This window comes from Pantoea sp. PvP021, from assembly GCF_054056055.1.
In genome coordinates this window covers 1,894,042-1,917,391 of the sequence record NZ_JBSRXX010000001.1, presented here as the reverse complement: position 1 = coordinate 1,917,391, position 23,350 = coordinate 1,894,042, and the positions used below count along the sequence as shown (strand labels likewise).

Annotated in this window: 23 protein-coding genes; 15 read left to right on the top strand and 8 right to left on the bottom strand. The window is 58.6% G+C overall.

Features of this window, described 5'->3' with window-relative positions; all coding sequences use genetic code 11:
* The first annotated feature begins 167 nt into the window (after positions 1 to 167).
* Genes ACVKSX_RS09000 through uraH form a run of 8 tightly spaced genes read left to right on the top strand, consistent with a single transcriptional unit; the run spans position 168 to position 6,335 of the window.
* Positions 168 to 953: a transporter substrate-binding domain-containing protein gene (locus tag ACVKSX_RS09000; protein WP_010671145.1), complete on the top strand. Its 786-nt coding sequence runs from the start codon at positions 168 to 170 to the stop codon at positions 951 to 953.
* A 10-nt stretch (positions 954 to 963) separates the two neighbouring features.
* On the top strand, positions 964 to 1,632 hold the full coding sequence (locus ACVKSX_RS08995) for an amino acid ABC transporter permease (RefSeq protein ID WP_010671146.1): 669 nt from the start codon (positions 964 to 966) through the stop codon (positions 1,630 to 1,632).
* Complete coding sequence (locus ACVKSX_RS08990) at positions 1,632 to 2,288, top strand: amino acid ABC transporter permease (protein WP_061901729.1); 657 nt, start codon at positions 1,632 to 1,634, stop codon at positions 2,286 to 2,288. Before ACVKSX_RS08995 ends, ACVKSX_RS08990 begins: the two co-directional genes overlap by 1 nt.
* Positions 2,269 to 3,000 (top strand): amino acid ABC transporter ATP-binding protein, encoded by a 732-nt coding sequence (locus ACVKSX_RS08985; protein ID WP_010671147.1) that lies wholly within the window; start codon positions 2,269 to 2,271, stop codon positions 2,998 to 3,000. The genes ACVKSX_RS08990 and ACVKSX_RS08985 overlap by 20 nt, the downstream gene beginning before the upstream one ends.
* A gap of 20 nt (positions 3,001 to 3,020) precedes the next feature.
* Positions 3,021 to 4,256, top strand: coding sequence for a pyridoxal-phosphate-dependent aminotransferase family protein (locus ACVKSX_RS08980; protein ID WP_010255157.1), 1,236 nt, complete (start codon positions 3,021 to 3,023; stop codon positions 4,254 to 4,256).
* Complete coding sequence (gene hpxK, locus ACVKSX_RS08975; protein WP_022625186.1) at positions 4,253 to 5,506, top strand: allantoate amidohydrolase; 1,254 nt, start codon at positions 4,253 to 4,255, stop codon at positions 5,504 to 5,506. Before ACVKSX_RS08980 ends, hpxK begins: the two co-directional genes overlap by 4 nt.
* A gap of 2 nt (positions 5,507 to 5,508) precedes the next feature.
* On the top strand, positions 5,509 to 6,003 hold the full coding sequence (gene uraD / locus ACVKSX_RS08970; RefSeq protein WP_163640688.1) for a 2-oxo-4-hydroxy-4-carboxy-5-ureidoimidazoline decarboxylase: 495 nt from the start codon (positions 5,509 to 5,511) through the stop codon (positions 6,001 to 6,003).
* The gene (gene uraH / locus ACVKSX_RS08965) at positions 6,000 to 6,335 is read left to right on the top strand and encodes a hydroxyisourate hydrolase (protein ID WP_009091913.1); all 336 of its coding nucleotides are present in this window, start codon (positions 6,000 to 6,002) and stop codon (positions 6,333 to 6,335) included. The genes uraD and uraH overlap by 4 nt, the downstream gene beginning before the upstream one ends.
* Positions 6,336 to 6,362: 27 nt before the next feature.
* On the opposite strand, the gene ACVKSX_RS08960 is transcribed toward uraH, so the two are convergent.
* Positions 6,363 to 7,130: an amidohydrolase gene (locus tag ACVKSX_RS08960; protein ID WP_052272053.1), complete on the bottom strand. Its 768-nt coding sequence runs from the start codon at positions 7,128 to 7,130 to the stop codon at positions 6,363 to 6,365.
* Complete coding sequence (locus ACVKSX_RS08955) at positions 7,118 to 8,278, bottom strand: pyridoxal phosphate-dependent aminotransferase (RefSeq protein ID WP_172608346.1); 1,161 nt, start codon at positions 8,276 to 8,278, stop codon at positions 7,118 to 7,120. The genes ACVKSX_RS08960 and ACVKSX_RS08955 overlap by 13 nt, the downstream gene beginning before the upstream one ends.
* 358 nt (positions 8,279 to 8,636) lie before the next feature.
* Between ACVKSX_RS08955 and ACVKSX_RS08950 the strand changes: the two genes are divergently transcribed.
* The 3 genes from ACVKSX_RS08950 to ACVKSX_RS08940 are packed head-to-tail and all read left to right on the top strand — an operon-like array spanning position 8,637 to position 10,475.
* Positions 8,637 to 9,251, top strand: coding sequence for a methylthioribulose 1-phosphate dehydratase (locus tag ACVKSX_RS08950; protein ID WP_010671154.1), 615 nt, complete (start codon positions 8,637 to 8,639; stop codon positions 9,249 to 9,251).
* On the top strand, positions 9,248 to 9,931 hold the full coding sequence (mtnC, locus tag ACVKSX_RS08945) for an acireductone synthase (RefSeq protein ID WP_050680068.1): 684 nt from the start codon (positions 9,248 to 9,250) through the stop codon (positions 9,929 to 9,931). Before ACVKSX_RS08950 ends, mtnC begins: the two co-directional genes overlap by 4 nt.
* A gap of 1 nt (position 9,932) precedes the next feature.
* Positions 9,933 to 10,475, top strand: coding sequence for a 1,2-dihydroxy-3-keto-5-methylthiopentene dioxygenase (locus tag ACVKSX_RS08940; RefSeq protein WP_010671156.1), 543 nt, complete (start codon positions 9,933 to 9,935; stop codon positions 10,473 to 10,475).
* Between the two features lie 56 nt (positions 10,476 to 10,531).
* Here the strand turns inward: ACVKSX_RS08940 and mtnA are convergent, their stop codons facing one another.
* The gene (mtnA, locus tag ACVKSX_RS08935; RefSeq protein ID WP_033771024.1) at positions 10,532 to 11,554 is read right to left on the bottom strand and encodes an S-methyl-5-thioribose-1-phosphate isomerase; all 1,023 of its coding nucleotides are present in this window, start codon (positions 11,552 to 11,554) and stop codon (positions 10,532 to 10,534) included.
* 122 nt (positions 11,555 to 11,676) lie between these two features.
* Between mtnA and mtnK the strand changes: the two genes are divergently transcribed.
* Positions 11,677 to 12,876 carry an S-methyl-5-thioribose kinase gene (gene mtnK / locus ACVKSX_RS08930; protein ID WP_033771026.1) on the top strand — a complete coding sequence of 400 codons (1,200 nt, stop codon included), beginning with the start codon at positions 11,677 to 11,679 and terminating at the stop codon, positions 12,874 to 12,876.
* A 686-nt stretch (positions 12,877 to 13,562) separates the two neighbouring features.
* Here the strand turns inward: mtnK and fadE are convergent.
* Positions 13,563 to 16,013, bottom strand: coding sequence for an acyl-CoA dehydrogenase FadE (fadE, locus tag ACVKSX_RS08925; protein WP_010255176.1), 2,451 nt, complete (start codon positions 16,011 to 16,013; stop codon positions 13,563 to 13,565).
* 253 nt (positions 16,014 to 16,266) lie between these two features.
* Here fadE and lpcA point away from each other — a divergent pair, with 253 nt between their 5' ends.
* Positions 16,267 to 16,845 (top strand): D-sedoheptulose 7-phosphate isomerase, encoded by a 579-nt coding sequence (gene lpcA, locus ACVKSX_RS08920; RefSeq protein ID WP_010255178.1) that lies wholly within the window; start codon positions 16,267 to 16,269, stop codon positions 16,843 to 16,845.
* Positions 16,846 to 16,896: 51 nt separating this feature from the next.
* A complete protein-coding gene (locus ACVKSX_RS08915) occupies positions 16,897 to 17,664 on the top strand; it encodes a class II glutamine amidotransferase (protein WP_010255181.1) in 768 nt (255 codons plus the stop codon).
* Here the strand turns inward: ACVKSX_RS08915 and dpaA are convergent.
* Positions 17,635 to 18,378 (bottom strand): peptidoglycan meso-diaminopimelic acid protein amidase, encoded by a 744-nt coding sequence (gene dpaA / locus ACVKSX_RS08910; RefSeq protein ID WP_010255183.1) that lies wholly within the window; start codon positions 18,376 to 18,378, stop codon positions 17,635 to 17,637. The two genes, ACVKSX_RS08915 and dpaA, sit on opposite strands and share 30 nt — an antisense overlap.
* A gap of 244 nt (positions 18,379 to 18,622) precedes the next feature.
* Between dpaA and dinB the strand changes: the two genes are divergently transcribed.
* On the top strand, positions 18,623 to 19,678 hold the full coding sequence (gene dinB / locus ACVKSX_RS08905) for a DNA polymerase IV (RefSeq protein WP_010255185.1): 1,056 nt from the start codon (positions 18,623 to 18,625) through the stop codon (positions 19,676 to 19,678).
* Positions 19,679 to 19,714: 36 nt separating this feature from the next.
* Here dinB and ACVKSX_RS08900 read toward each other — a convergent pair whose 3' ends face one another.
* The 3 genes from ACVKSX_RS08900 to ACVKSX_RS08890 are packed head-to-tail and all read right to left on the bottom strand — an operon-like array spanning position 19,715 to position 23,311.
* Positions 19,715 to 20,782 (bottom strand): sugar ABC transporter substrate-binding protein, encoded by a 1,068-nt coding sequence (locus tag ACVKSX_RS08900; RefSeq protein ID WP_010255186.1) that lies wholly within the window; start codon positions 20,780 to 20,782, stop codon positions 19,715 to 19,717.
* A gap of 25 nt (positions 20,783 to 20,807) precedes the next feature.
* Entirely contained in the window at positions 20,808 to 21,809 is a 1,002-nt protein-coding gene (locus ACVKSX_RS08895) for an ABC transporter permease (RefSeq protein ID WP_346461942.1), read from the bottom strand.
* Positions 21,806 to 23,311 (bottom strand): sugar ABC transporter ATP-binding protein, encoded by a 1,506-nt coding sequence (locus ACVKSX_RS08890; RefSeq protein WP_010671161.1) that lies wholly within the window; start codon positions 23,309 to 23,311, stop codon positions 21,806 to 21,808. Before ACVKSX_RS08890 ends, ACVKSX_RS08895 begins: the two co-directional genes overlap by 4 nt.
* Between the last annotated feature and the right edge of the window lie 39 nt (positions 23,312 to 23,350).

Genomic DNA, 23,350 nt, shown 5'->3' with positions numbered 1-23,350 from the left:
CCATTTCAGAACAGACCTTCCCCCGGCGTAGTCGTCCCGATTACGCCAGATTTCAGCTGAAGCTTTGCCGCTTAACCCTTTTTCTGTGGCCGTCAGGATTGGCACATTAGTTGCAGATTGCATCTCAAAGAATCTTTTGTTTCACGTTAATCTCACCGGGGTGCATAATGAAAAAAGTTTTGATGGCGGTTGCGACAGCGGCATTACTGATGGCACAAGCGGGAAGCGCGCTGGCCGATCAACTGCAGGACATCCAGAAACGCGGCGTCATTCGCATCGCCGTGCCGCAGGATTTCCCGCCGTTTGGCTCGGTTGGCACCGATCTGCAGCCGCAGGGGTATGACATCGACACGGCCAGATACCTGGCAAAACAGATGAAACTTAAGTTGCAGCTGGTGCCGGTCAGCAGTGCCAACCGCGTGCCTTATCTGCAAACCGACAAGGTCGACCTGGTGATCTCCAGCATGGGTAAAAATGCCGAGCGGGAAAAAGTGATCGACTTCACCCGCGCCTATGCGCCGTTCTTCCTGGGCGTATTCGGGCCGAAAGGCGATGAAATCAAAGCGGCGTCTGCCCTGAGCGGCAAATCGATTGGCGTAACACGCGGTGCGGTAGAGGACATGGTGCTCAGTGACGTTGCGCCGAAAGATGCACAGGTGAAACGCTACGAAGATAACAACACTACCTTGTCTGCGTATCTCTCCGGTCAGGTGCAGTATGTGGCGACCGGCAACCTGGTGGTCGCCGCCATTGCCCGCCAGAATCCGGCCAAAGCGCCGGTGGCGCAGTTTATGCTGAAAGATTCTCCCTGCTATATCGGCCTGAAGAAAGATCAGCCGGCACTGAAAGCGAAAGTGAATGCGCTGATTGAGCAGGGCATCAAAGATGGCACCCTGAATAAACTGTCAGAAGAGTGGCTGAAAGCGCCGCTGCCCGCCAACCTCGGCACCTGAGGAAAGATTCATGACCGGGCAACTTAACTTTCCCGCCCTGTGGCCCTACTGGCCGGAGCTGCTCTCCGGTCTTTGGGTCACCGTTCAGCTGACGGTGCTGGCGACCACCGGTGGTGTGGCGCTGGGCATTGCGGGCGCCGCGCTGCGCAGTGGCAGACCCAGCTGGATGAGCCGCCTGTGGGGCATCTATGTCGAGCTGATCCGCAACACGCCGTTTGTGGTGCAACTGTTCTTTATCGTTTTCGGTCTGCCTGCGCTGGGGCTGAAACTCACTGCTGGCGAGGCGGCGCTGCTGGCGATGCTGATCAACCTCGGGGCGTATAGCACCGAGATTATTCGTGCCGGAATACAGGTGACACCCAAAGGGCAGTGGGAAGCGGGACGAGTGCTGGGATTAACCCGCAGCCAGACGTTTCTGCGGGTGGTCTTGCCGCCCGCGCTGCAGCGCATTTATCCGGCACTGGTAAGCCAGTGCATCATCGTGATGCTGGGTTCGTCGGTGGTGTCGCAGGTCTCCTACGAGGAGCTGACCTTCGCCGCCAACCTGATCCAGTCGCGCACCTTCTTAAGTTTTGAGGTCTATCTGGTGACCACGCTGATCTACCTGGCGTTGTCGATTGCGATGCGCCATCTGCTGCTGGCGATTGGCCGTAAATGGTTTGGAGTGCAGCCATCATGATGACGACCTTTACCGACTGGGACATCCTGCGCAACCTGCTGCTGGCGGCACGCTGGACCCTGTTGCTGTCGCTGGTGGCCTTTGTCGGCGGCACGCTGGTGACGCTGCCGCTGCTGTTTATGCGCCTGCTGCAACGCAAATGGTTAACGCGGCTGGTACGCGGTTACACCGCGCTGTTTCAGGGCACGCCGCTGCTGATGCAGCTGTTTCTGGCGTTTTTCGGTGTCGGCCTGTTCGGCATTGATGTTGCACCCTGGACGGCGGCCTCGCTGGCGCTGACCTTCTACACCAGCGCCTTTCTGATCGATATCTGGTACGGCAGCATCCGCGCCCTGCCAAAAGGCCAGTGGGAAGCGTCGCGCTGTCTCGGCCTGACCTTTGGTCAGACGTTGTGGCGGGTCATTGCGCCGCAGGCGATCCGCATCGGTATTGCCCCGACGGTGGGGTTTGCTGTCCAGGTGATCAAGGGCACCGCGCTGGCGTCAATTATCGGGTTCATCGAGCTGACCAAGGCGGGCACCATTCTGAACAACGTGACCTATCAGCCGTTTAAAGTCTTTGGGCTGGTGGCGCTGGGCTACTTCCTGATGTGTTATCCGCTGTCTCGCTACAGCCAGTATCTGGAGAAAAAATTCAATGCCGCTCATCACCATTAATCAGGTGCAAAAATATTACGGCGACAACCATGTGTTGAAAGGCGTGGATCTGGATATCGACATGGGCGAGGTGATCTCAATCATCGGTCGCAGCGGATCGGGCAAAAGCACGCTGCTGCGCTGCATGAACGGGCTGGAAGGCTATCAGGAGGGCAGCATCAAGCTCGGCGGTATGACGATTACCGATCGCGACTCGCAGGCGCGTGAAATCAGCCGCTCGGTCGGGATGGTGTTTCAGAGCTTCAATCTGTTCCCGCACATGACGGCACTGGAGAACGTGATGCTGGCGCCGCGCCGGGTGCTGAAAAAAAGCGAGGCCGAGTGCCGGGCGCTGGCGGCGCAGATGCTGGAGAAGGTCGGGCTGGGCGAGCGTCTCAACTACTATCCTGCCAGCCTCTCCGGCGGTCAGCAGCAGCGCGTGGCGATCGCCCGTGCACTGGCGATGACGCCGAAAGTTTTACTCTGTGATGAGATCACCTCCGCGCTCGATCCCGAGCTGGTGGGCGAAGTGCTCAAAGTTCTGGAGCAGCTGGCGTCAGAAGGGATGACGCTGATCCTCGTCACGCATGAAATGAGCTTCGCCCGCGACGTGGGCGATCGTGTGGTCTTTATGCATCAGGGGCGCGTCTGGGAGCAGGGCGACAGTAAGACGCTGTTTGCTCAGCCGCAGTCACCGGAGCTGAAGCAGTTTATCTCTTCGGTTCGCCTCTGATTCTGAAAAAGGAAATTACGATGGATATCAATCACTACCCACAACTTAACCCGCCACAGCGTCTGCTGATGGGGCCAGGACCGATCAATGCCGATCCACGCGTGCTGCGCGCCATGTCGAGTCAGTTGCTGGGGCAGTACGATCCCGCGATGACCCACTACATGAATGAAGTGATGGCGCTCTATCGCGGCGTGTTTCGCACAGAGAACCGCTGGACACTGCTGATTGACGGCACCTCCCGCGCCGGTATCGAATCGATTCTGCTGTCATCGATCCGGCCTGGCGACAAAGTGCTGGTACCGGTGTTTGGCCGCTTTGGTCATCTGCTGTGCGAAATTGCCCGCCGCTGTCGGGCGGAAGTGCACACCATTGAAGTGCCGTGGGGCGAAGTCTTTACTCCCGACCAGATTGAAGATGCGATCAAAAAAGTGCGGCCGCGCCTGCTGCTGACCGTGCAGGGCGACACCTCAACCACCATGCTGCAGCCGCTTGAGCAACTGGGTGCGATCTGCAAACAGTATGGCGTACTGTTCTACACCGATTCCACCGCGTCGCTGGCGGGTAACGCGCTGGAAACGGACGCCTGGGGACTCGATGCCGTATCCGCGGGGATGCAGAAATGCCTGGGCGGTCCATCGGGTACCTCGCCGATCACGCTGAGTGCAGAGATGGAAGCGGTGATCCGCAAACGCAAATGCGTAGAGCAGGGGATCCGCACCGAGGCGCATCAGGATGGCGAAGAGGAGATGATCTACTCCAACTATTTTGATCTCGGCATGATCATGGATTACTGGGGGCCGGAGCGGCTCAACCACCATACCGAAGCGACCAGTGCGCTGTTTGGCGCGCGCGAGTGCGCCCGGCTGATCCTGCAGGAGGGGCTGGACAACGGCATCGCCCGCCACAAGCTGCACGGTGAAGCATTGCTAAAAGGCATTCAGGGGATGGGGCTGGAGACCTTCGGCGACCTGAAACACAAAATGAACAACGTGCTGGGCGTGATGATCCCGTCTGGCGTAAACGGCGATCAGGTGCGCAAGCTGATGCTGGAAGATTTCGGCATTGAGATTGGCACCTCGTTTGGCCCGCTGCATGGCAAGGTGTGGCGCATCGGCACCATGGGCTACAACGCGCGTAAAGATTGCGTGATGCAGACTCTCTCCGCGCTGGAAACGGTGCTGACCTATGTCGGCTATCGCACGCCGCAGGGTGCCGCGGCGCAGGCCGCCTGGGATCACTACGGGAGCCACGCATGATGATGAGCGCCAGCGAAGCCCAGGCCGCTGCACAGCGCGTTATGGCGCGCTGCGATGCGCTGGCGGCGATCAGCGAAACGGCCGAGGGGCTGACCCGCGTCTACCTCTCACCCGAACATCTGCGCGCCAACGCCTGTGTCGGTGAGTGGATGCAGGCGGCGGGGATGCAGGTGTGGCAGGATGAAGTGGGCAATATCTGTGGGCGCTACGAGGCGGCAGAAGCGGGTGCACCCGCGTTACTGCTTGGTTCGCATCTCGACACGGTGCGCAACGCCGGTCGCTATGACGGCATGCTGGGCGTGCTCAGCGCCATTGAAACCGTACAGTGGCTTAACGAAAATCAGCGCCGCTTACCGCTGGCGATTGAAGTCATTGGCTTTGGTGACGAAGAGGGCACCCGTTTTGGCATTACGCTGCTCGGCAGTCGTGGCATTACCGGCAGCTGGCCGCAAAGCTGGGTGACGCATCCTGACGGCAACGGCATTACCGTGGCGCAGGCGATGGCGGATGTCGGGCTCGACAGCGACAGGATCGCATCTGCGGCGCGGCGGGTTGAGGATATCGTCGGTTATCTTGAGCTGCACATCGAGCAGGGCCCCTGCCTGGAGCAGGAGGATCTGGCGCTCGGTGTGGTCACGGCCATCAACGGTGCGCGCCGCCTCAACTGCCGTTTCACCGGTGAAGCGGGCCATGCGGGCACGGTGCCGATGACCCACCGCAAAGATGCGCTGGCTGCTGCTGCCGAGTGGATGGTGTTTATTGAGCAGACCACCCGTGAGCAGGATCCGCAACTGGTGGCTACCGTCGGTACGATTAACTGCGCGCCGGGAGCGGTCAATGTAATCCCTGGCGAGGTATCGCTGTCGCTGGACGTGCGCGGTCCGCTGGACAACCCGCTGGAGACACTGCTCTCCAGTCTGTTAACCCAGGCGGAGGCGATTGCGCTGCGGCGTGGACTCCGCTTTGAGTCGAACGAATATTATCGCATCGGTGCCACCGCCTGTGACTCCGCGCTGCAACAGGCGCTGAGTCATGCGGTGGAAACGGTGCAGGGGCGCAGCCTGTCACTGCCGAGCGGTGCGGGGCACGACGCCATCGCTATCGCTGAACGCTGGCCGGTCGGCATGCTATTTGTGCGTAACCATCGCGGTATCAGCCACCATCCGGCAGAGTCCGTGGCGGTGGCTGATGTGGCGCCCGCGCTGCAGGCTTATTTACAGGCGGTCTCGCTGATTGCTGAACGGAGCTGAACATGGAATTAGCCGCATTTAATCAGCTGTCGGCTGATGAGGCGCAGGCGGCCATCCGGCATTGTGTTGCCATTCCGCACTGGCAGCAGTCGCTGGTGGCGGCGCGGCCTTTTGACACCCTGGATGCGCTACGGGCAACCGCCGATGCGCTGGCCCGCCAGTGGCAGCGGCCTGAGCTGGAGGCCGCACTGTCGGCGCATCCCCGCATTGGCGAACGCGCGAACGGTGCGGATAAAGAAGCGGCACTTTCACGGGGAGAGCAGTCCGCCATGCAGCAGGCCGACAGCGCTTTGCAGCAGGCAATGCAGCAGGGGAATCAGGCGTATGAAACGCGTTTTGGCCGGGTGTTTCTGATTCGCGCTAAAGGGCGCAGCGGCGAGCAGATGCTGGCAGAGTTGCAGCGTCGGTTGCAGAATAGCGATCCTGCCGAGCAGCAGGAGGCGCTGGATCAGCTGCGTGAAATTACCCTGTTACGCCTGAAGGAGACGATTCAATGAGTACTGTTACTACCCATATTCTGGACACGGCGCTGGGCAAACCGGCCAGCGGTGTAGCGATTTCACTTGAGCAGAACAGCCCGGAAGGGTGGTTTCCGGTTTCACAGGGTGAAACCGACAGCGACGGGCGTCTGAAAGATCTCACGCCCGAGCCGCTGACGCCGGGCCACTACCGTTTAACGGCAGAAATCGGCGACTATTTTGCTGCCGCCGGTCGGGATGCACTCTACGTCAGCGCGCAGATCGATTTTATGATTGCCGAAGCGGGCAGCCATTTTCACCTGCCGTTTCTGATTTCGCCCTGGTCCTGGTCAACCTATCGCGGCAGTTAATGGGCGGTCTGACTTCCCGCCCGCCATTCACAGCGAAAAGCGATCCGCATCCTGCCAGGCCGGGAAGCGCTCGCGATAAGCATTCAGTGCGTCCAGCGACAGCTCTGCGTCCAGCCTGGCGCGCTGGTGCGGCTCAGCCCCACTGAGGATCTCACCCTGCGGTGAAATAATCTGGCTGTCGCCGCTGTATTCATGCTGATTGCCGTCGCTGCCGACGCGGTTACAGCCTGCCACATAAGCCTGATTTTCAATTGCCCGCGCCAGCAGCAGTGCCTGCCAGTGCAGTGCACGCGGTGCAGGCCAGTTGGCGACATAGAGCGCCAGATCGTAATCGTTGCGGTTGCGCGAGAAGACCGGGAAACGCAGGTCGTAACAGATTTGCGGCAGGATGCGCCAGCCGCGCCACTCAAACACCTGACGCTGTTCGCCAGGCAGATAGTGGTGATGCTCGTCCGCCATGCGGAACAGATGGCGCTTGTCATACTGATGCAGCGTGCCGTCCGGCTCCACCAGCAGGAAGCGGTTTACCGCGCCGTGTTCGGTCTGAATCGCCGCACTGCCGCCGACCAGGGCATCGTTGCGACGGGCATGCTGATGCAGCCACTCCACCACCTGCGCCTGTGGCAGCGAGCTTTTCGCCGCTTCCATTGCAAAGCCGGTGGTAAACATCTCTGGCAGTAAAATCAGATCGCGCCCAGTGAGTCCATCCAGTTGCTCGTCAAAATGGCGCAGGTTGGCCTCGCCATCCATCCAGCTCAGCGTCTCCTGCAGTAACGTGATTTTCAAAGCTGACATAAGCGCTCCGCGGCGGCATCTAATGTCGCCGGCTGTTTGGCAAAACAGAGGCGGATCAGTTTATGAGGAAAGGGATCGGCGCAGAACACCGACAGAGGAATCGCGGCAACGCCCACTTCGCGGGTCAGCCACTGGCAGAAACTGACATCATCCAGATCGGAGATGGCGCTGTAATCGACCAGCAAAAAGTAGGTGCCTTCGCAGGGGAGTACCTTAAAGCGGCTGCTGCTTAGCGCCGTTGCCAGCCGATCGCGGCGGTCGCGATAAAACGCCGGCAGCTCAAGATAGTGCTCCGGATGCTCACGCAGCATATCGGCAATCGCCAGCTGCGCCGGTGTATTCACGGAGAAAGTCAGATACTGATGCACCTTGCGCAGTTCAGCGCTGATCGCGGCAGGGGCAATGCAGTAGCCCACTTTCCAGCCGGTCATATGGAAGGTCTTACCAAACGACGACACCGCGAGAGCACGCTGGCGCAGTTCGGGATGTGCCAGCACGCTGGCGTGGCCTGCCTGATCGAAGCAGATGTGCTCATAGACTTCGTCGCTCAGCACATAGACCGGCCGCGCAGCAATCGCCTGCCACAGCGCGGCGAAATCCTGCTGCTGCCAGACGGTGGCGGAAGGATTGTGCGGCGTATTCAGGATCACCAGCCGGGTTTTATCACTCAGCAGGGCAGCAAACGCCTGCCAGTCCACCCGGAAAGCGGGCGGCTGCAGCGTAATGCGTTTCATCACGCCGCCCGACAACTCTACCGCAGGCGCATAGCTGTCGTAGCTGGGATCAAAGCAGATCACTTCATCGCCCGGCCGCACCAGCGCGGTAATCGCCGCATAGAGCGCTTCGGTTGCGCCTGCCGTCACCGTAATCTCTGTTTCGACATCAGGACGATAGTCATAGAGCCGCGCGGTTTTCTCTGCAATCGCCTCACGTAACGGCAGCGCACCGGTCATCGGCGCATACTGGTTCGCGCCCTGGCTGACGTGATACGCCAGCCGCTGCTGCAGATAGTCCGGGCCGCTAAAATCAGGAAAGCCCTGAGAGAGATTGATAGCGTTATGCTGCTGCGCCAGCGCACTCATCTGGCTGAAAATGGTGGTGCCGAGCAAAGGGAGTTTACTCTCGGGGATCAGGTTGTGCTGCGTCATGATGTCAGGCCTTAAGCGCGAAGATTGATGCGGTGTCACCCGGTGTTTGTGCCACTATAAACAGGATGATAGTATTTGGCAATCAAGACGCTTAGATGGCTAAATGCGTCATGCTCCACACCTCAGCTTCGTTAGCTTCGTTTGCTTACCCCGGTCACTGACAAGTGTCAGCTCCCGGGGATGCGCGCACTTGCTGCCTTGCTGAGATGCGGATCATCTGGCAGGACCCGGAGAGTATGGTTCAGCAGTCGGGCACGTTTGCTAACTGTTTAAGATTTTCAACCTGTTGTAATTTTATAGCCATTATCGTTATCTGGGCTGAGCCACCCGAGATCACATTTCACCGCAAGGAACTTTTATGTCGCAGAGTCTTCCATTAGATCAGCTGGTCGCCGCCTGTCACTGGATTGGCGAGAAAGGCTGGGCACCGGCCACCGGCGGAAATATGTCGGTGCGCCGCGATGAACATGTCTGCCTGCTGAGTGAATCGGGCAAAGATAAAGGCACGCTGACGCGGGATGACTTTATCGAGGTCGATATTGCCACCAGCCAGTCGCTCTCTGGCCGTAAGCCGTCGGCAGAAACCGGTCTGCACACGATGATCTATCGACTCTTTCCCGAGGCGGGCGCGGTGCTGCATACTCACACCGTGAATGCGACGGTCCTGTCGCGGGTGGAGCAGGGCGCGGCGCTGCTGCTGCACGGCTATGAGATGCAAAAATCATTGAGCGGCCAGCACACCCATCTGGATACGCTCGCCATTCCTGTGTTCGACAACAGCCAGGACATTGCGGCGCTGGCGTCAGAAATTGAAGATTACGCCGCCCGCTTTCCGCTGCGTTACGGCTTTCTGCTGCGCGGTCACGGCTTAACCTGCTGGGGCCGGGATGTCAGCGAAGCACGCCGTCATCTGGAAGGTCTGGAATTTTTATTTGAATGTGAACGTCAACGTCGCCTGCTGGAGAGAGCATGATTCGCGCCATTGTTACGGATATCGAAGGCACCACCAGCGATATCCGTTTTGTACATAACATCCTGTTTCCCTACGCCCGCCAGCATCTGGCGAGTTTTTTGCGTGAAAATGCGCATCAGCCCGAGGTCGCCGCAGCGCTGCAGTCGGTACGTGAGGAGGCTGGTCAGCCGCAGGCCGACCTGGATGCGGTGACAGAGATTCTGCTGGGGTTTATGGACCAGGATCGCAAATCAACGGGCCTGAAAGCGCTGCAGGGCATGATCTGGCGCGATGGCTATGTTAACGGCAGTTTTACCGGCCATCTCTATCCTGACGTCCTGCCAGCACTGACCCGCTGGAAGGCGCAGGGCATTGAACTGTATGTATATTCCTCCGGCTCGGTTGCGGCGCAGAAATTGTTATTTGGCTACAGCGACGAAGGTGATATTACTGACCTCTTCAGCGGCTATTTTGATACGCACGTGGGTGCCAAACGCGAAGTCGCAGCCTATCGCGCTATCGCCGCTGAAATTGGTCAGCCAGCGGAGCAGCTGCTGTTTCTCTCCGATATTCATCAGGAGCTGGATGCCGCCGCTGAGGCGGGCTGGCAGACGCTGCAACTACTGCGTGGCGATGCGGACGGCGAGAGCCGCCATCGTCAGGTGACGGATTTTTCCCAGATTAACCCGGAGTCAATTTAGGATGAGCGCACTGACTATTTTTACCGACCGCGAAGCCAGCCAGCCGGTGTGGCACAGCACCGACGCGGAAGAGATTCGTGAACGCCTGAGCACCAAAGGCGTCCGTTTTGAGCGCTGGGAAGCCGATCGCGATCTGGGTGAAAATCCGGATCCCGAAACGGTGATCAACGCCTATCAGCATGCGATCGATCGGCTGGTGGCAGAGAAGGGCTATCAGAGCTGGGATGTGATCAGCATGCGCGCCGATAATCCCCAGAAAACCGTGCTGCGCGAGAAGTTCCTCTCTGAACATACACACGGCGAAGATGAGGTGCGTTTCTTTGTTGAGGGTGCCGGACTCTTTTGTCTGCACCTGGATGGCGAGATCCTGCAGATCCTCTGCGAAAAAAACGATCTGATCTCGGTACCAGCGGGAACACCACACTGGTTTGATATGGGATCGTCACCGCACTTCACGGCTATCCGTATTTTCGATAATCAGGAAGGCTGGGTAGCGAACTTTACCGGCGATAAGATTGCGGATGCCTATCCGCGTCTGGCGTAAACCGCCCGTCGTTTTCGCAAGGCGTTTGCCGCTCACGGTAAACGCCTTGCAGACCGTTATTGTGGCTGGAAAATGCCACCCTGAACCTGGTCAGGCGTGACTACCCCGGTGTCCAGTACCCAGCCGCTGATCAGGGTGGCGGGCGTGACATCAAACGCCGGGTTATAGACCTTCGCCGCTTCCGGCGCCCACTGCACGCTGCCAAAACTGCCGGCAACGCCCGTTACTTCACTGGCGGCGCGCTGCTCAATAGGAATCGCTGCGCCGTCCGGACAGCAGCGATCCAGCGTGGTATGCGGGGCCGCCACGTAAAACGGAATCTGATGATAATGGGCCAGCACCGCCAGGCTGTAGGTGCCGATTTTATTCGCCACATCGCCGTTGGCGGCAATGCGGTCAGCGCCTACCCATACGGCATCGACCTCTCCACGGGCCATCAGGCTGGCGGCCATGGAATCGGTAATCAGGGTGTAAGGAATCGCCAGCTCGCCCAGCTCCCAGGCGGTTAACCGGCCGCCCTGTAACAGCGGACGGGTTTCATCAACCCAGACATTCTTAATCAGCCCCTGCTGATGGGCGCGGGCAATCACGCCAAGGGCGGTGCCCACACCGGCGGTGGCGAGTCCGCCGGTATTACAGTGGGTCAGCAGCTGGCTGCCGGGTTTCACCCGCGTACAACCCGCGTCAGCAATGGCGTCACACAGCTGCTTATCTTCCTGCACCAGTCGCCAGGCTTCTTCTGCCAGCGCGGGGGCAAAGTCCGGCTGCGCCAGCGCCAGTTTCATCCGGTCCAGATTGTTCATCAGATTGACCGCGGTAGGGCGGGCGGCGCGCAGGGTCTCCAGTGCCTGCGCCAGTTCAGCGCGCGTCTGCCCCTGTTCTGCCAGCAACGCCAGCAGCAGCGAGGCGGAAAGGCCGATCAGCGGCGCACCGCGCACCCGCAGCGCATGAATATGTTCAATCAGCTGGGGCACGCTGTGCGCGGACAGCCAGTTCTTTTGCTGCGGCAGTGCCTGCTGATCCAGAATCCAGAGCTGATTGTCACGAACCTGTAAGCTGGTGGTTTGAAGTGTCTGCATTGTGGGTGAAATCCATGTTGCGTTAATGATACCTATTGTGCCAACATGCTGAACGGATGTATAGACGTCTGAACGGCTTATTACACCCAGGTTATCCCCCTTCGATTGATGAGGAACAGGCAATGTCGCAATACCGTACCTTTACTGCTGCTGATGCTGTGGAATATGCCCGACAATTTGGCGGCGTGGACAATCCTGCCGCGCTGAGCAGCGCAGAAGAGATTGGTGATGGCAACCTCAACCTGGTGTTTAAAATTTATGACGATCAGGGCAACAGCCGGGTAGTGGTCAAGCAGGCGCTGCCCTATGTGCGCTGTGTGGGTGAGTCCTGGCCGCTGACGCTGGATCGGGCGCGGCTGGAAGCGCAGACCCTGGTCGAACACTACAAATATTGTCCGCAGCACACGGTGAAGATCACCCATTACGATGCGGAGCTGGCGGTGATGGTAATGGAAGATCTCTCCAGTCATCGCATCTGGCGCGGCGAGCTGGTGAAGGGCGCTTACTACCCGGAAGCGGCTCAGCAGTTAGGCGACTATCTGGCACAAACCCTGTTTCATACCTCCGATTTCATCCTGCATCCGCACCAGAAAAAAGCGGAAGTGGCGCGTTTCATTAATCCGGAAATGTGTGAAATCACCGAAGATCTTTTCTTTAACGATCCCTATACCGACCATGAGCGCAATAGCTATCCCGAAGCGCTTGAACCGCTGGTCGCCAGCCTGCGTAATGACGATGCACTGCGGATTGCGGTGGGCGGCCTCAAGCATCGCTTCTTTGCCCACGCTGAAGCGCTGCTGCATGGTGATATTCACAGCGGATCGATTTTCGTTGCTGATGGCAGCCTGAAAGCGATTGATGCGGAATTCGGCTATTTTGGCCCCATCGGTTTTGATGTCGGCACCGCCATTGGCAACCTGCTGATTAACTACTGTGGCCTGCCGGGTCTGCTGCCACCGCGTGAGGCCGTCGATGCACGCGAGCAGCGCCTCAGCGATGTGCACACCCTCTGGACCACTTTTGCCTCGGGCTTTCTGGCACTGGCGGCTGAGAAAACCCGTGATGAGGCGCTGGCTTATCCAGGCTATGCGGAGGCGTTTCTGCGTAAAGTATGGGCCGATACCATCGGTTACTGCGGCACCGAACTGATTCGCCGCACGGTGGGGATGTCACACGTGGCGGATATGAAGCTGATTGCCGATCCGGCGATGCGAACCGACTGCATCCGTAATGCAATTAATCTGGGACGCACGCTAATTCTGGCGGCCGATCATGTAGAAGATGTGGATGCGCTGATTGCCCGCATCCGTCAGGCAGGATAAAAAAGCCGAGGTGATGTTTGATGCCAGTCAGTTAAGCGACAGGTGATAACGCAGTCTGGTGCCGCTCAGGGGCTGGCGGTCCTCGCGCCGCTGCGCGGTTCCTTCACTTCATTCGCCTGCCTGACGGACCGTCGGGGATGGCACATCCTGTGCCGCCCCGCCTTTCGCCCGCGTCCTGCGGGCTCTCCTGGCAGACTCATTCTGTTCAGCGCTGCGGATTGCCTGCCCCTGCCCGCCACCGGCCTGCTCTGAAACTTCAGTGTGTATTGTTAAAAAGGGCACGAGAGTGGAGGCCTGCGCGCCTCTGCTGCTGAAAGGGCTATCCGCAGCGCTGAGGCGTGACGGTGGGCCAGAAGTCCACGCCGGGAAGCGTGGACAGGTCGGGGCCGGCCAGGGAGGGCCGATCCCCGAACGGTTCGTCGGCACGACGTCAAAGCCGAAGGTACCGCGTGAGCGGCGCGAGGACGGCCCGGCAGCAGCAGAGGTGCGCTGGCCCGCACTGCGGCTCGTTCGCCCGGAAAAAAAGCTGCCACGTTTGACCGTGACAGCCTTTACAAATCTAATCTTAACTGTTCAGCATTACGACGTGATGTCGGCTTTCCTCTTCTGACCCTATTCCCTGCGCTTTGGGCTTAATTATTGCGGTCAGATTTCCCCTGAGCCGGTGCTGCAGAGCAACGCTAAACCTATGCCGCCTCACTCGCCCGCGACGCAGCCTGAGGGGCTTTCTCTGGCACCGGTACTGCCAGCGCATCCGCCTCAAACTCATCGACGTTAATCGAACGCAGGCGGCTGGCCTCAGCACGCTGCAACACTTCAGCCTCTTTAGCATCAATCCAGCCCTGCTCCAGCGCGCGCTTCGCCAGCGCATCCAGCCGGGTAAAAGAGAGGTGCTGCTTCGTCTGTTTGCACAGCCTGTCATGGATCACTTCTGCCGCCATCACATCCTGCAACGCCTGTTCCAGCTGACCGGCAGGGTTGTGCTCGCTGGGCGTCAGGTACATGCCACGGCCCAGACGGCTGCGGGTAGCTGACGGCTGTTGCAGCAGTTTTGCCAGCTGATGGTCCAGACGGTCAGACGGAGCAGGGCAGTGATGACCGCCTGCAAAAATAGTCATCCGCAATGCGCCCGCGACCAGACGGTTCGGGAAGTTACGCAGCAGATCGTCCATCGCGACTTCCGCCTGATGTAACGCATCCTGCACGCCCCAGTGCACCAGCGGCAGATCGGCTTCGTTGCGGCCTTCATCGTCATAGCGTTTCAGCGTCGCCGAAGCGAGATAGAGCTGGCTCAGCACATCGCCCAGACGCGCCGAGATACGCTCACGACGTTTCAGGCTGCCGCCCAGCACCGCCATCGACACATCAGAGAGCAACGCCAGGTTGGCACTGATGCGGTTCAGATGCTGATAGTAACGACGGGTGCCATCGCGGGTCGGGGTGGCGCTGGTGCGTCCGGCGGTTAAGCCCAGCCACAGGCTGCGCATGGTGCTGCTGCCGACATGACCGATGTGGCTGAACAGCGCCTGATCAAACGCGTTAACATCGTTGCTGGCTGCTGCCGCCATCTCCTGCAGTACATAAGGATGGCAGCGAATCGCACCCTGTCCGAAGATAATCATGCTGCGGGTCAGAATATTAGCGCCTTCTACCGTGATGGCGATAGGCGCACCCTGATAGGCGCGGGCCAGGAAGTTGCTGTTACCCAGCATAATGCCTTTACCGCCGGCAATATCCATGGCGTCGATGATGGCGCGCTGACCGCGATGGGTGCAGTGATATTTCACAATCGCCGACAGCACTGCCGGTTTTTCACCCTGCATAATACCGGCGGTAATCAGCGTGGCCGCCGCATCCATCACGTAGGCGTTACCGGCAATGCGCGCCAGCGGCTCTTCAATTCCTTCCATCTTACCGATTGAGACGCGGAACTGACGACGGATATGGGCATAGGCGCCTGTCGCCAGCGCCACACTTTTCAGGCTGCCGGTTGAGTTCGATGGCAGCGTAATGCCGCGACCCACAGACAGACACTCCACCAGCATCCGCCAGCCCTGACCGGCCATTTGTGGGCCGCCGATAATATAGTCAATCGGTACAAAGATATTATTGCCGCGTGTCGGCCCGTTCTGGAACGGCACGTTAAGCGGGAAGTGGCGATGGCCAATCTCCACGCCGGGCGTGTTGGTCGGGATCAGCGCACAGGTAATGCCAGGATTTTCGTTATCGCTGAGCAGATGATCCGGGTCGGAGAGTTTAAATGCCAGCCCCAGCACGGTGGCGATCGGCGCCAGCGTAATATAGCGCTTGTTCCAGGTCAGCCGCATGCCCAGCACCTGCTGACCCTGCCACTCGCCCATGCAGACCACGCCGGTATCGGGGATGGCTCCGGCATCTGAGCCCGCTTCCGGACTGGTCAGCGCAAAGCAGGGGATCTCATCGCCGCGTGCCAGCCGGGGTAAATAGTGATTTTTCTGCTCTTCAGTGCCGTAGTGTTGCAGCAGTTCGCCCGGACCTAATGAGTTAGGCACGCCCACGGTAATCGCCAGAATCCCGGAGACGCCCGACAGTTTTTGCAGCACGCAGGCCTGCGCATAGGCGGAGAAATCGAGTCCGCCATACTCTTTTTTGATAATCATCGCGAAGAAACGATGCTCTTTCAGATAAGCCCACAGTTCCGGCGGCATATCGGCCAGCTCATGGGTGATCTGGAAATCGTTGGCCATGCGGCACGCTTCTTCAACCGGACCATTGAGAAAAGCCTGCTCGTCGGCAGTCAGGCGCGGCTGCGGATAGTTGTGCAGCTTCTGCCAGTCTGGTTTGCCCTGAAACAGATCGCCTTCCCACCAGGTGGTGCCCGCATCGATCGCTTCTTTTTCGGTGCGTGACATCGGCGGCATCACCTGCTGGAAGCGCTGAAACATCGGCTTTGAAAACAGGCTGCGGCGCAGTGACGGCAGGTTGAACGGCAGCAGGATGATCGCCAGCGGCAACAGTAACCATGGCGTCCAGAGGTGAGCAAAAGCCATCGCAGCAGTCCACAGCAGCAGAATCGCGCTGCTGAGCCGCAACGACAGGCGGTGATAGAACAGGGCGCCAATCAGCGCCACCGTGGCAAGTATCGAGACAACCATCATAATGAACCGCTCCAAGTAGTAAGAGGTCTGACCTGTTATGTAGAGAGGTTTAGAGCAGTTGGGTTGATTTATCAATTTGTTTACATCGCAATTACAACCTGCCTCACAAAAACCGATTTCTGTCCATTTTTGCATCACCCGCTGCAGTGATAATCGCCGCCACTGCCTGGCCAGCCATGGCATGACGCTTTGCGCTGACCGGCCATTCCGTTAAACTTGCTGCGATTAACCTCTCCTAAAAAAGGACATCCCTATGTACCAGGACATTATCCGCTCTGAGCTTAATGAAGCTGCTGATACGCTGAATAAATTCCTCAGCGACGAGGCCAATATCCATGCGATCCAGCGTGCGGCGGTGCTGCTGGCTGACAGCTTTAAGGCGGGCGGCAAGGTGCTTTCCTGCGGTAACGGCGGTTCACATTGCGATGCGATGCATTTCGCTGAAGAGCTGACCGGTCGCTACCGCGAAAATCGTCCTGGCTATCCGGCGATTGCCATCTCTGATGTCAGCCATCTCTCCTGCGTCAGTAATGATTTTGGTTATGACTATGTCTTTTCACGCTATGTGGAAGCGGTAGGGCGTCCGGGCGATGTGCTGCTGGGCCTCTCAACTTCCGGTAACTCTGCCAATATCATTAAAGCGATTGAAGCTGCCCGTGCGCAGGGGATGAAAGTGATCACCCTGACCGGTAAAGATGGCGGTAAGATGGCAGGCAGTGCCGACATTGAAATCCGGGTGCCACACTTTGGTTATGCCGATCGCATCCAGGAGATCCACATTAAAGTGATCCACATCCTGATGCTGCTGATCGAAAAAGAGATGGTGAAGTAACTGCGCTGGCCTCCCGCCTGACGGGAGGCCGCTTACTCTAAGGCGGTGGCTATGTGCGAATTGCTCGGGATGAGCGCCAATGTTCCCACGGATATCTGTTTCAGCTTTACCGGTCTGGTTCAGCGTGGCGGTGGAACCGGGCCTCACAAAGATGGCTGGGGCATTACCTTCTACGAAGATAAAGGTTGTCGTACGTTTAAAGATCCGCTGCCGAGCTTTAACTCGCCGATTGCGCGTCTGGTGCAGGAGTATCCGATCAAATCGCATTCGGTGGTGGCGCACATCCGCCAGGCGAATCGCGGGCAGGTGTCGCTGGAAAATACCCACCCGTTTACCCGTGAGTTGTGGGGCCGTAACTGGACCTATGCGCACAACGGGCAGCTCAGGGGCTATCGGCAGCTGGAGACTGGCACATTCCGGCCGGTGGGCGAAACGGACAGTGAGAAGGCGTTCTGCTGGATCCTGCATCAGCTGGCGACGCGCTATCCGCGTACACCCGGCAACTGGCCTGCTGTATTTCGTTTTATCGGGGAGCTTGCCGGCACGTTGCGGCAGAAGGGCGTGTTTAACATGCTGCTGTCAGACGGCCGTTATCTGATGGCCTTTTGCTCCACCAATCTTTACTGGATCACCCGTCGCGCACCCTTTGGCCGGGCGCAGTTACTGGATCAGGATGTGGAGGTCGATTTTCAGCAGCACACCACGCCGCATGACGTGGTGACGGTGATTGCTACGCAGCCACTGACGGCCAATGAAACCTGGCAGCGGATCGTGCCAGGTGAATGGGCGTTATTCTGCCTTGGAGAGCGCCAGGAATGAACGTGAAGCGGCTTCGGGACTGGCTAAAACCGGTGCCGGGCTGCTGTTCATCACATATTTACCGCTGGCGACATTAACCATCGGCGGCTGATGATATTTAGCAAAGTAAGCGTATCCCGGCTGCAGCTGCTGCCAGAAACTGGCATAGGTGGAGTAGCGGTGACGCTGCATATTGCTGTCGGTCATGCGGAATGGATAGATGCTGATGCTGATATCCTGCTGGCCGTTACGCAGTGCGGCATTCACATAGGTAAAAATCTCATCCATATAGGCGTTAGTCATGGCATAGCAGCCAATCGACTTACAGTCGCCATGAATCATCAGGTAATTGCCGCTGTAGCCCTGATTACGATCGTACTGATTCGGAAAGCCGATGTTGATCGCGCGATAAAACCGGCTATCCGGCTTCAGCTGATTCAGCTTCACGTTGTAAAAACCTTCCGGGCTTTTGAAATCGCCTTCACGGCGTTTCGGGCCAAGGCCGCCAGAAAAGTTACAGATGCGGTAGGTGTCCAGCAGGCGGTATTCGTTACCGATTTTGCCGTAGAGTTCGAGCGTGCGTTCTTCCTTGAAGATCTGGATATAGACCGGGGTGCCAAGTAACTGCTTCTTTAATTCTTTGCTGACCGGTGCCGTTGAGACGGGTTCGGGTGTCATTGCCATGCTGAGGGCTGGCAGTAAAATCATCGCAAACAGGAGTGCGATTTTGCCCATGCTGTGTGTACCTTGAGGTGAAGAGAACATGACGCAAAATGTGCGTCTCTGTTTGCATTATCGGAACTGTCCGCTACCGCAGCGCAACATTAAACATTGTCTGTTTTTTTAGCAAGACGGCGTCAGCCAAATTCGCGATTTACTGAAAGATATTCGGCCAGAAATTTGTAAACTTTAATCGTCAGCGCGACAAATATTGCAGTTACCCCTGCCAACTGTATACTTATCCAGTGCCGGAGGGGGTATGCGTAAAATCATTCATGTCGATATGGACTGCTTCTATGCCGCGGTGGAGATGCGTGATAATCCCCAGCTGCGCGACATCCCGATAGCCATTGGTGGCAGCCGCGAGCGTCGCGGCGTGATCAGCACCGCCAACTATCCGGCGCGCAAATTTGGCGTGCGCAGCGCGATGCCAACCGGCATGGCCCTCAAGTTATGCCCGCATCTGCGTCTGCTGCCAGGACGCTTTGACGCCTATAAAGAAGCCTCCGCGCAGATCCGCGACATCTTTACCCGTTATACGCCGCTGATTGAACCGCTCTCCCTTGATGAAGCTTACCTGGATGTCACCGACAGCCCCCACTGTCACGGCTCTGCCACGCTGATGGCGCAGGCGATCCGTGCCACCATCTACCGTGAAACCGGGCTTACCGCCTCAGCGGGCATCGCCCCGATTAAATTTCTGGCGAAGATCGCCTCTGACCTCAATAAGCCGGACGGGCAGTTCGTGATTACCCCGCCGGAGATGTCCGGTTTTCTGCTGACCCTGCCGCTGGCGAAGATCCCTGGCGTCGGCAAGGTCTCGGCCAAAAAGCTGGAAGAGATGGGGCTGGTAACCTGTGGCGACGTGCAGAAGGCAGACTTAGCGCTGCTGTTAAAGCGCTTTGGCAAGTTTGGCCGGGTGCTGTGGGAGCGCAGCAATGGCATTGATGACCGCAGCGTGATCGTTGAGCGCGAGCGTAAATCGCTGGGGGTTGAACGGACGCTGGCGGAAGATATCAGCGACTGGGATGCCTGCCTGGAAATTATCGATTTTCTCTACGCCGAACTGGAACGCCGGCTGACGCAGATCCGACCTGACAAGCAGGTGGCGCGACAGGGCGTCAAACTGAAGTTCAGTGATTTTCAGCAGACGACCCAGGAGCATATCTGGCCGGTGCTGAATAAAGAGGACATGATTGCCATCGCCCGTAAAACCTGGGATGAGCGTCGTGCCGGGCGCGGCGTGCGGCTGGTGGGATTACATGTGACTATGGTGGATCCCCAGCTGGAGCGTCAGCTGCTGCTGGGTCTGTAACCGTCAGCCTCACCGACCGGCAAGGCTGACATCCGATTACTTCTTATATTTCGCCGCCAGGGTCGCAAACCACGGGGCAACGAAATCCTCATTGCTGCCCCAGCCCGGAATGATCTTGTTCAGTGACGCGACGTTCACCGCGCCAGGCTGGCTGTTAAGCTGCTGCTGAGAGATCGATGCCGCTTTAAACTGATAAGTCGCTGGCGTCTCTTCACCGGCAATTTTCTTCGCCACCAGACGCATATTCACCGCGCCAATAGTTTTAGGATCCACCGCTACCGTCTGCACCCACGGGCTGTTTTTCTCGCGCATCAGCTGCAAATCCTGGTTCGAAACATCAATGCTGTAGAGCTTGATCTCGGTACGGCCATTCTCCTGCAGCGCTTTGTAAGCGCCCTGGCTGAAGGCGTCCCAGGCACCCCAGATGGCGTCGATTTTGCCTTTCGGGTATTTCGCCAGAATCGCGCCAATTTTATTGGCGGTGTCGCCCTGAACGTCAGTTGAAACCGCACCAATCGACTCAAGCTGATGAATGCCCGGATTCTCTTTCAGCAGTTTTTCATACACCACCTGACGGCGTTCCATCGGCGGGAAACCGGCAACCCATAGCTTGACGATGTTCGCCTTGCCGTTGAAATCATGGATGAGCTGGCCCAGCGACAGCTGCGCCAGTGAAGCGTCATCCTGCGCGGTGACGGTCACGCCCGGGATCGGGCTATCCACCGGCGTATCAAACACCGACAGCTTAATGCCTGCATCGGCAATGCGCTTCACCAGTCCGCTGGCGTAGGGCGCTTTACCGTGCGACAGCACGATGCCGTCATATTTCTGGCTGATCGCCTGATTCACGAAATCCTGGAAGCGCGCATCGTCGCCGTTGCTGAGGAAGGTGCTGACCTTGAAGCCAAGCTGGCGACCCTGCTGAATGGCACCGGCAACAAACTGGGTGGTGTTGTCATCGGAGCCGAGATTGCGGATCACCGCAATACGGATCGGGCCATCATGACTGGCGATAGCCGCAGGCACCGGCGTGACGGTATCCGCGAAGGCGGCGCTGGCGTTCAGCAGGCTCAGGGCCAGCAGCGAGAGTGTTATTTTTTGCATTGTTATCAACTCCGGTAAACGCGCCTCAGCGGCGCTGGATATAGGTGATCGCCAGTGCTAAAGCCAGCACCAGCCCTTTAATAATGTCCATGGCGTAGTAGGGAACAGAGAGCATCACCAGACCGTTCTGCAGCACGCCGAGGATCACCGCACCGACCAGCGTGCCCAGCGCATTCGGCTTGCCGGAGCCCGCCAGTGAGAAGCCGATCCACGCCGCAGCGACCGCGTCCATCAGGTAGCCGCTCCCGGCATTAACCTGCGAGGAGCCGATACGCGAGGCGAGCAGAATGCCGCCCAGACCGGCCAGCAGTGAGGCGATCACATAAGCCAGCACCCGATAGCGGGTGGTGCGGATGCCGGAGAGGCGCGCCGCTTCCGGATTGCCGCCCAGCGCATACATCCGGCGACCATGTTTAGTCAGTGAGAGCGCCAGCTGCGCGGCGACGGTGACGACCAGCATGATGATGACGATGGTGGGCACCTGGCCGAGCAGGCCAAACGCCGCCGGAATGGTGCCTTCCGCCATATCACCGCTCGGCAGCACCATGTTCTCGGTGATCGATCCGCCAAAGCTGTAGGTCATCGCCACCCCCTGAATCACAAACAGTGTCGCCAGCGTTGCCAGCATGTCGGGGATGCGCAGGATCACAATCAGAAAGGCGTTAAACAGCCCGACCAGGGTGCAGAGCGCCAGGGTGAGCAGGATGGCGGTGGTAGTGCCGAAGCCGTACCAGACAAACAGAGAAATCACCAGCGCATTGGCCAGCGAGGCGGTCGATCCGACCGACAGATCAAAGCCGCCAACGGTCAGCGAGATCGAGACGCCGATCGCAATCACCGTGACAATGGCAATTGAGCGCAGAATATTGATGATGTTGTTGGGTTCAAGGAAGCTGTCGGAGGCGAGACCAAAGGCGGCGATCAGGACCACCACCGTGAGCAACATGCCCCATTTATAGAGAAAGTCGAACAACTGGTGACGCCACGGCGAGGCTGTCAGATTCAGGCTGGTTTCTTTGCTGCTCACGCAGGGGTTCCTCCGGTGGAATAGAGCAAAAGCGTCTCTTCGGTGACGTCGCGTGCAGCCAGCTCGGCCACAATGCGTCCATCCCAGAGCACGCAAATCCGGTCGCATAAACCGACCAGTTCAGAAAACTCTCCCGACGCGTAAATGATGCCTTTCCCATCGCGCGCCAGGTTATCGATCAGGGTGAAGAGTTCGGTTTTGGCTTTGATATCGACGCCTTTCGTCGGCTCATCGAAAATCAGCACGTCGGCGTTGTTGCGCAGCCATTTGCCTATCGCCACTTTCTGCTGATTGCCGCCGGAGAGACGGCGCAGCGTCTGTGCCGGACCGGTGGTGCGCACCTGCAATTGCTGGATAACCTGCTCCGCCCAGCGCCATGCCTGGCGATGACCAAACAGGCTCCAGCGCGAAAAGCTGTCGTCTGCGCTGACGCTGAGGTTCATTGCCACCGACTCATCAATAAAGATCCCCTCTTTGCGCCGCTCCTCCGGCACCAGCGCCATGCGGCGACTGACGGAGTCATGCGGCGAACGGGGCTGCCACGGCTGGCCATGCAGTTCACCGCGACTGACGCGGCTTTTGCTGGCACCAAACAGCGCCTTACAGAGTTCGGTTTTACCGGCACCGGCCAGGCCTGCAATGCCCAGAATTTCCCCTTTGTGCAATCGTAGCGAGATATCCTGCAGCAGTTGCTCATCATGAAGACCGTCAATCGCCAGCAGCAGCGGCTGAGCCTGCCGCGCACGGCGTGCCGGGAAGATATCGGTGAGCTGATGGCCCAGCATCTTCTCCACGATCTGCTCACCGCTCAGTGCCGCCATCGGGCCGGTTTCGATCAACCGGCCATCACGCAGCACCGTCAGCTGGTCACAGATTGCTTTCAGTTCATGGATGCGGTGAGAGATAAACACCACGCCGATGCCGCTGGCCTGCAGGCGACGCACCACAGCAAACAGCCGCTCACTTTCATGCTGATCCAGCGGGGCAGTGGGTTCATCCAGAATCAGAAAGCGGCAGTGGTGCGACAGCGCGCGCGCCAGCAGAATTTGCTGCTTTTCAGCCAGGGTGCAGCGCTCCACCAGCCGGTTGACGTCCAGCGCCACGTCGAGCTGAGCCAGCAGCGCCCGCGCCTGACGCCGAACCTCGCCCCAGCGATAGCGGTGGCCAGGCTCTGCCAGCCGATCCAGCAGAATGTTTTCCGCGACGCTGAGCTGCGGCACCAGCGCCACGTCCACTTCCTGCTGAACCAGATGGATACCCAGCCGTTTCGCATCACGCGGCGTACGGATGGAGACCGGCTCACCATCCAGCAGGATCTCGCCGCTGTAGTGGCTGTGCGCACCGGAAAGGATCGCCATCAGTGTTGACTTGCCCGCGCCGTTAGCGCCGGTCAGAGCATGTACTGAATGGCCGTCACTGCGGAAATCCACCGACGATAGCGCGGCAAACCCGCCAAAAGCGATGGAGATGTTACGCATCTCAAGGCAGTTTAACCCTGGCATGTCATTACTCTCCTGAAGAATCACTGGCCGCATTTTTTC

Coding starts and splice junctions, on each gene's coding strand:
- ACVKSX_RS08915 (WP_010255181.1), top strand. CDS start 16,897: ATGTGCGAATTGCTCGGGATGAGCGCCAATGTTCCCACGGATATCTGT.
- ACVKSX_RS09000 (WP_010671145.1), top strand. CDS start 168: ATGAAAAAAGTTTTGATGGCGGTTGCGACAGCGGCATTACTGATGGCA.
- uraH (WP_009091913.1), top strand. CDS start 6,000: ATGAGTACTGTTACTACCCATATTCTGGACACGGCGCTGGGCAAACCG.
- ACVKSX_RS08890 (WP_010671161.1), bottom strand. CDS start 23,311: ATGCCAGGGTTAAACTGCCTTGAGATGCGTAACATCTCCATCGCTTTT.
- uraD (WP_163640688.1), top strand. CDS start 5,509: ATGGAATTAGCCGCATTTAATCAGCTGTCGGCTGATGAGGCGCAGGCG.
- fadE (WP_010255176.1), bottom strand. CDS start 16,013: ATGATGGTTGTCTCGATACTTGCCACGGTGGCGCTGATTGGCGCCCTG.
- dpaA (WP_010255183.1), bottom strand. CDS start 18,378: ATGGGCAAAATCGCACTCCTGTTTGCGATGATTTTACTGCCAGCCCTC.
- ACVKSX_RS08955 (WP_172608346.1), bottom strand. CDS start 8,278: ATGACGCAGCACAACCTGATCCCCGAGAGTAAACTCCCTTTGCTCGGC.
- ACVKSX_RS08995 (WP_010671146.1), top strand. CDS start 964: ATGACCGGGCAACTTAACTTTCCCGCCCTGTGGCCCTACTGGCCGGAG.
- ACVKSX_RS08940 (WP_010671156.1), top strand. CDS start 9,933: ATGAGCGCACTGACTATTTTTACCGACCGCGAAGCCAGCCAGCCGGTG.
- mtnA (WP_033771024.1), bottom strand. CDS start 11,554: ATGCAGACACTTCAAACCACCAGCTTACAGGTTCGTGACAATCAGCTC.
- ACVKSX_RS08990 (WP_061901729.1), top strand. CDS start 1,632: ATGACGACCTTTACCGACTGGGACATCCTGCGCAACCTGCTGCTGGCG.
- dinB (WP_010255185.1), top strand. CDS start 18,623: ATGCGTAAAATCATTCATGTCGATATGGACTGCTTCTATGCCGCGGTG.
- lpcA (WP_010255178.1), top strand. CDS start 16,267: ATGTACCAGGACATTATCCGCTCTGAGCTTAATGAAGCTGCTGATACG.
- mtnK (WP_033771026.1), top strand. CDS start 11,677: ATGTCGCAATACCGTACCTTTACTGCTGCTGATGCTGTGGAATATGCC.
- ACVKSX_RS08950 (WP_010671154.1), top strand. CDS start 8,637: ATGTCGCAGAGTCTTCCATTAGATCAGCTGGTCGCCGCCTGTCACTGG.
- mtnC (WP_050680068.1), top strand. CDS start 9,248: ATGATTCGCGCCATTGTTACGGATATCGAAGGCACCACCAGCGATATC.
- ACVKSX_RS08980 (WP_010255157.1), top strand. CDS start 3,021: ATGGATATCAATCACTACCCACAACTTAACCCGCCACAGCGTCTGCTG.
- ACVKSX_RS08985 (WP_010671147.1), top strand. CDS start 2,269: ATGCCGCTCATCACCATTAATCAGGTGCAAAAATATTACGGCGACAAC.
- hpxK (WP_022625186.1), top strand. CDS start 4,253: ATGATGATGAGCGCCAGCGAAGCCCAGGCCGCTGCACAGCGCGTTATG.
- ACVKSX_RS08960 (WP_052272053.1), bottom strand. CDS start 7,130: ATGTCAGCTTTGAAAATCACGTTACTGCAGGAGACGCTGAGCTGGATG.
- ACVKSX_RS08900 (WP_010255186.1), bottom strand. CDS start 20,782: ATGCAAAAAATAACACTCTCGCTGCTGGCCCTGAGCCTGCTGAACGCC.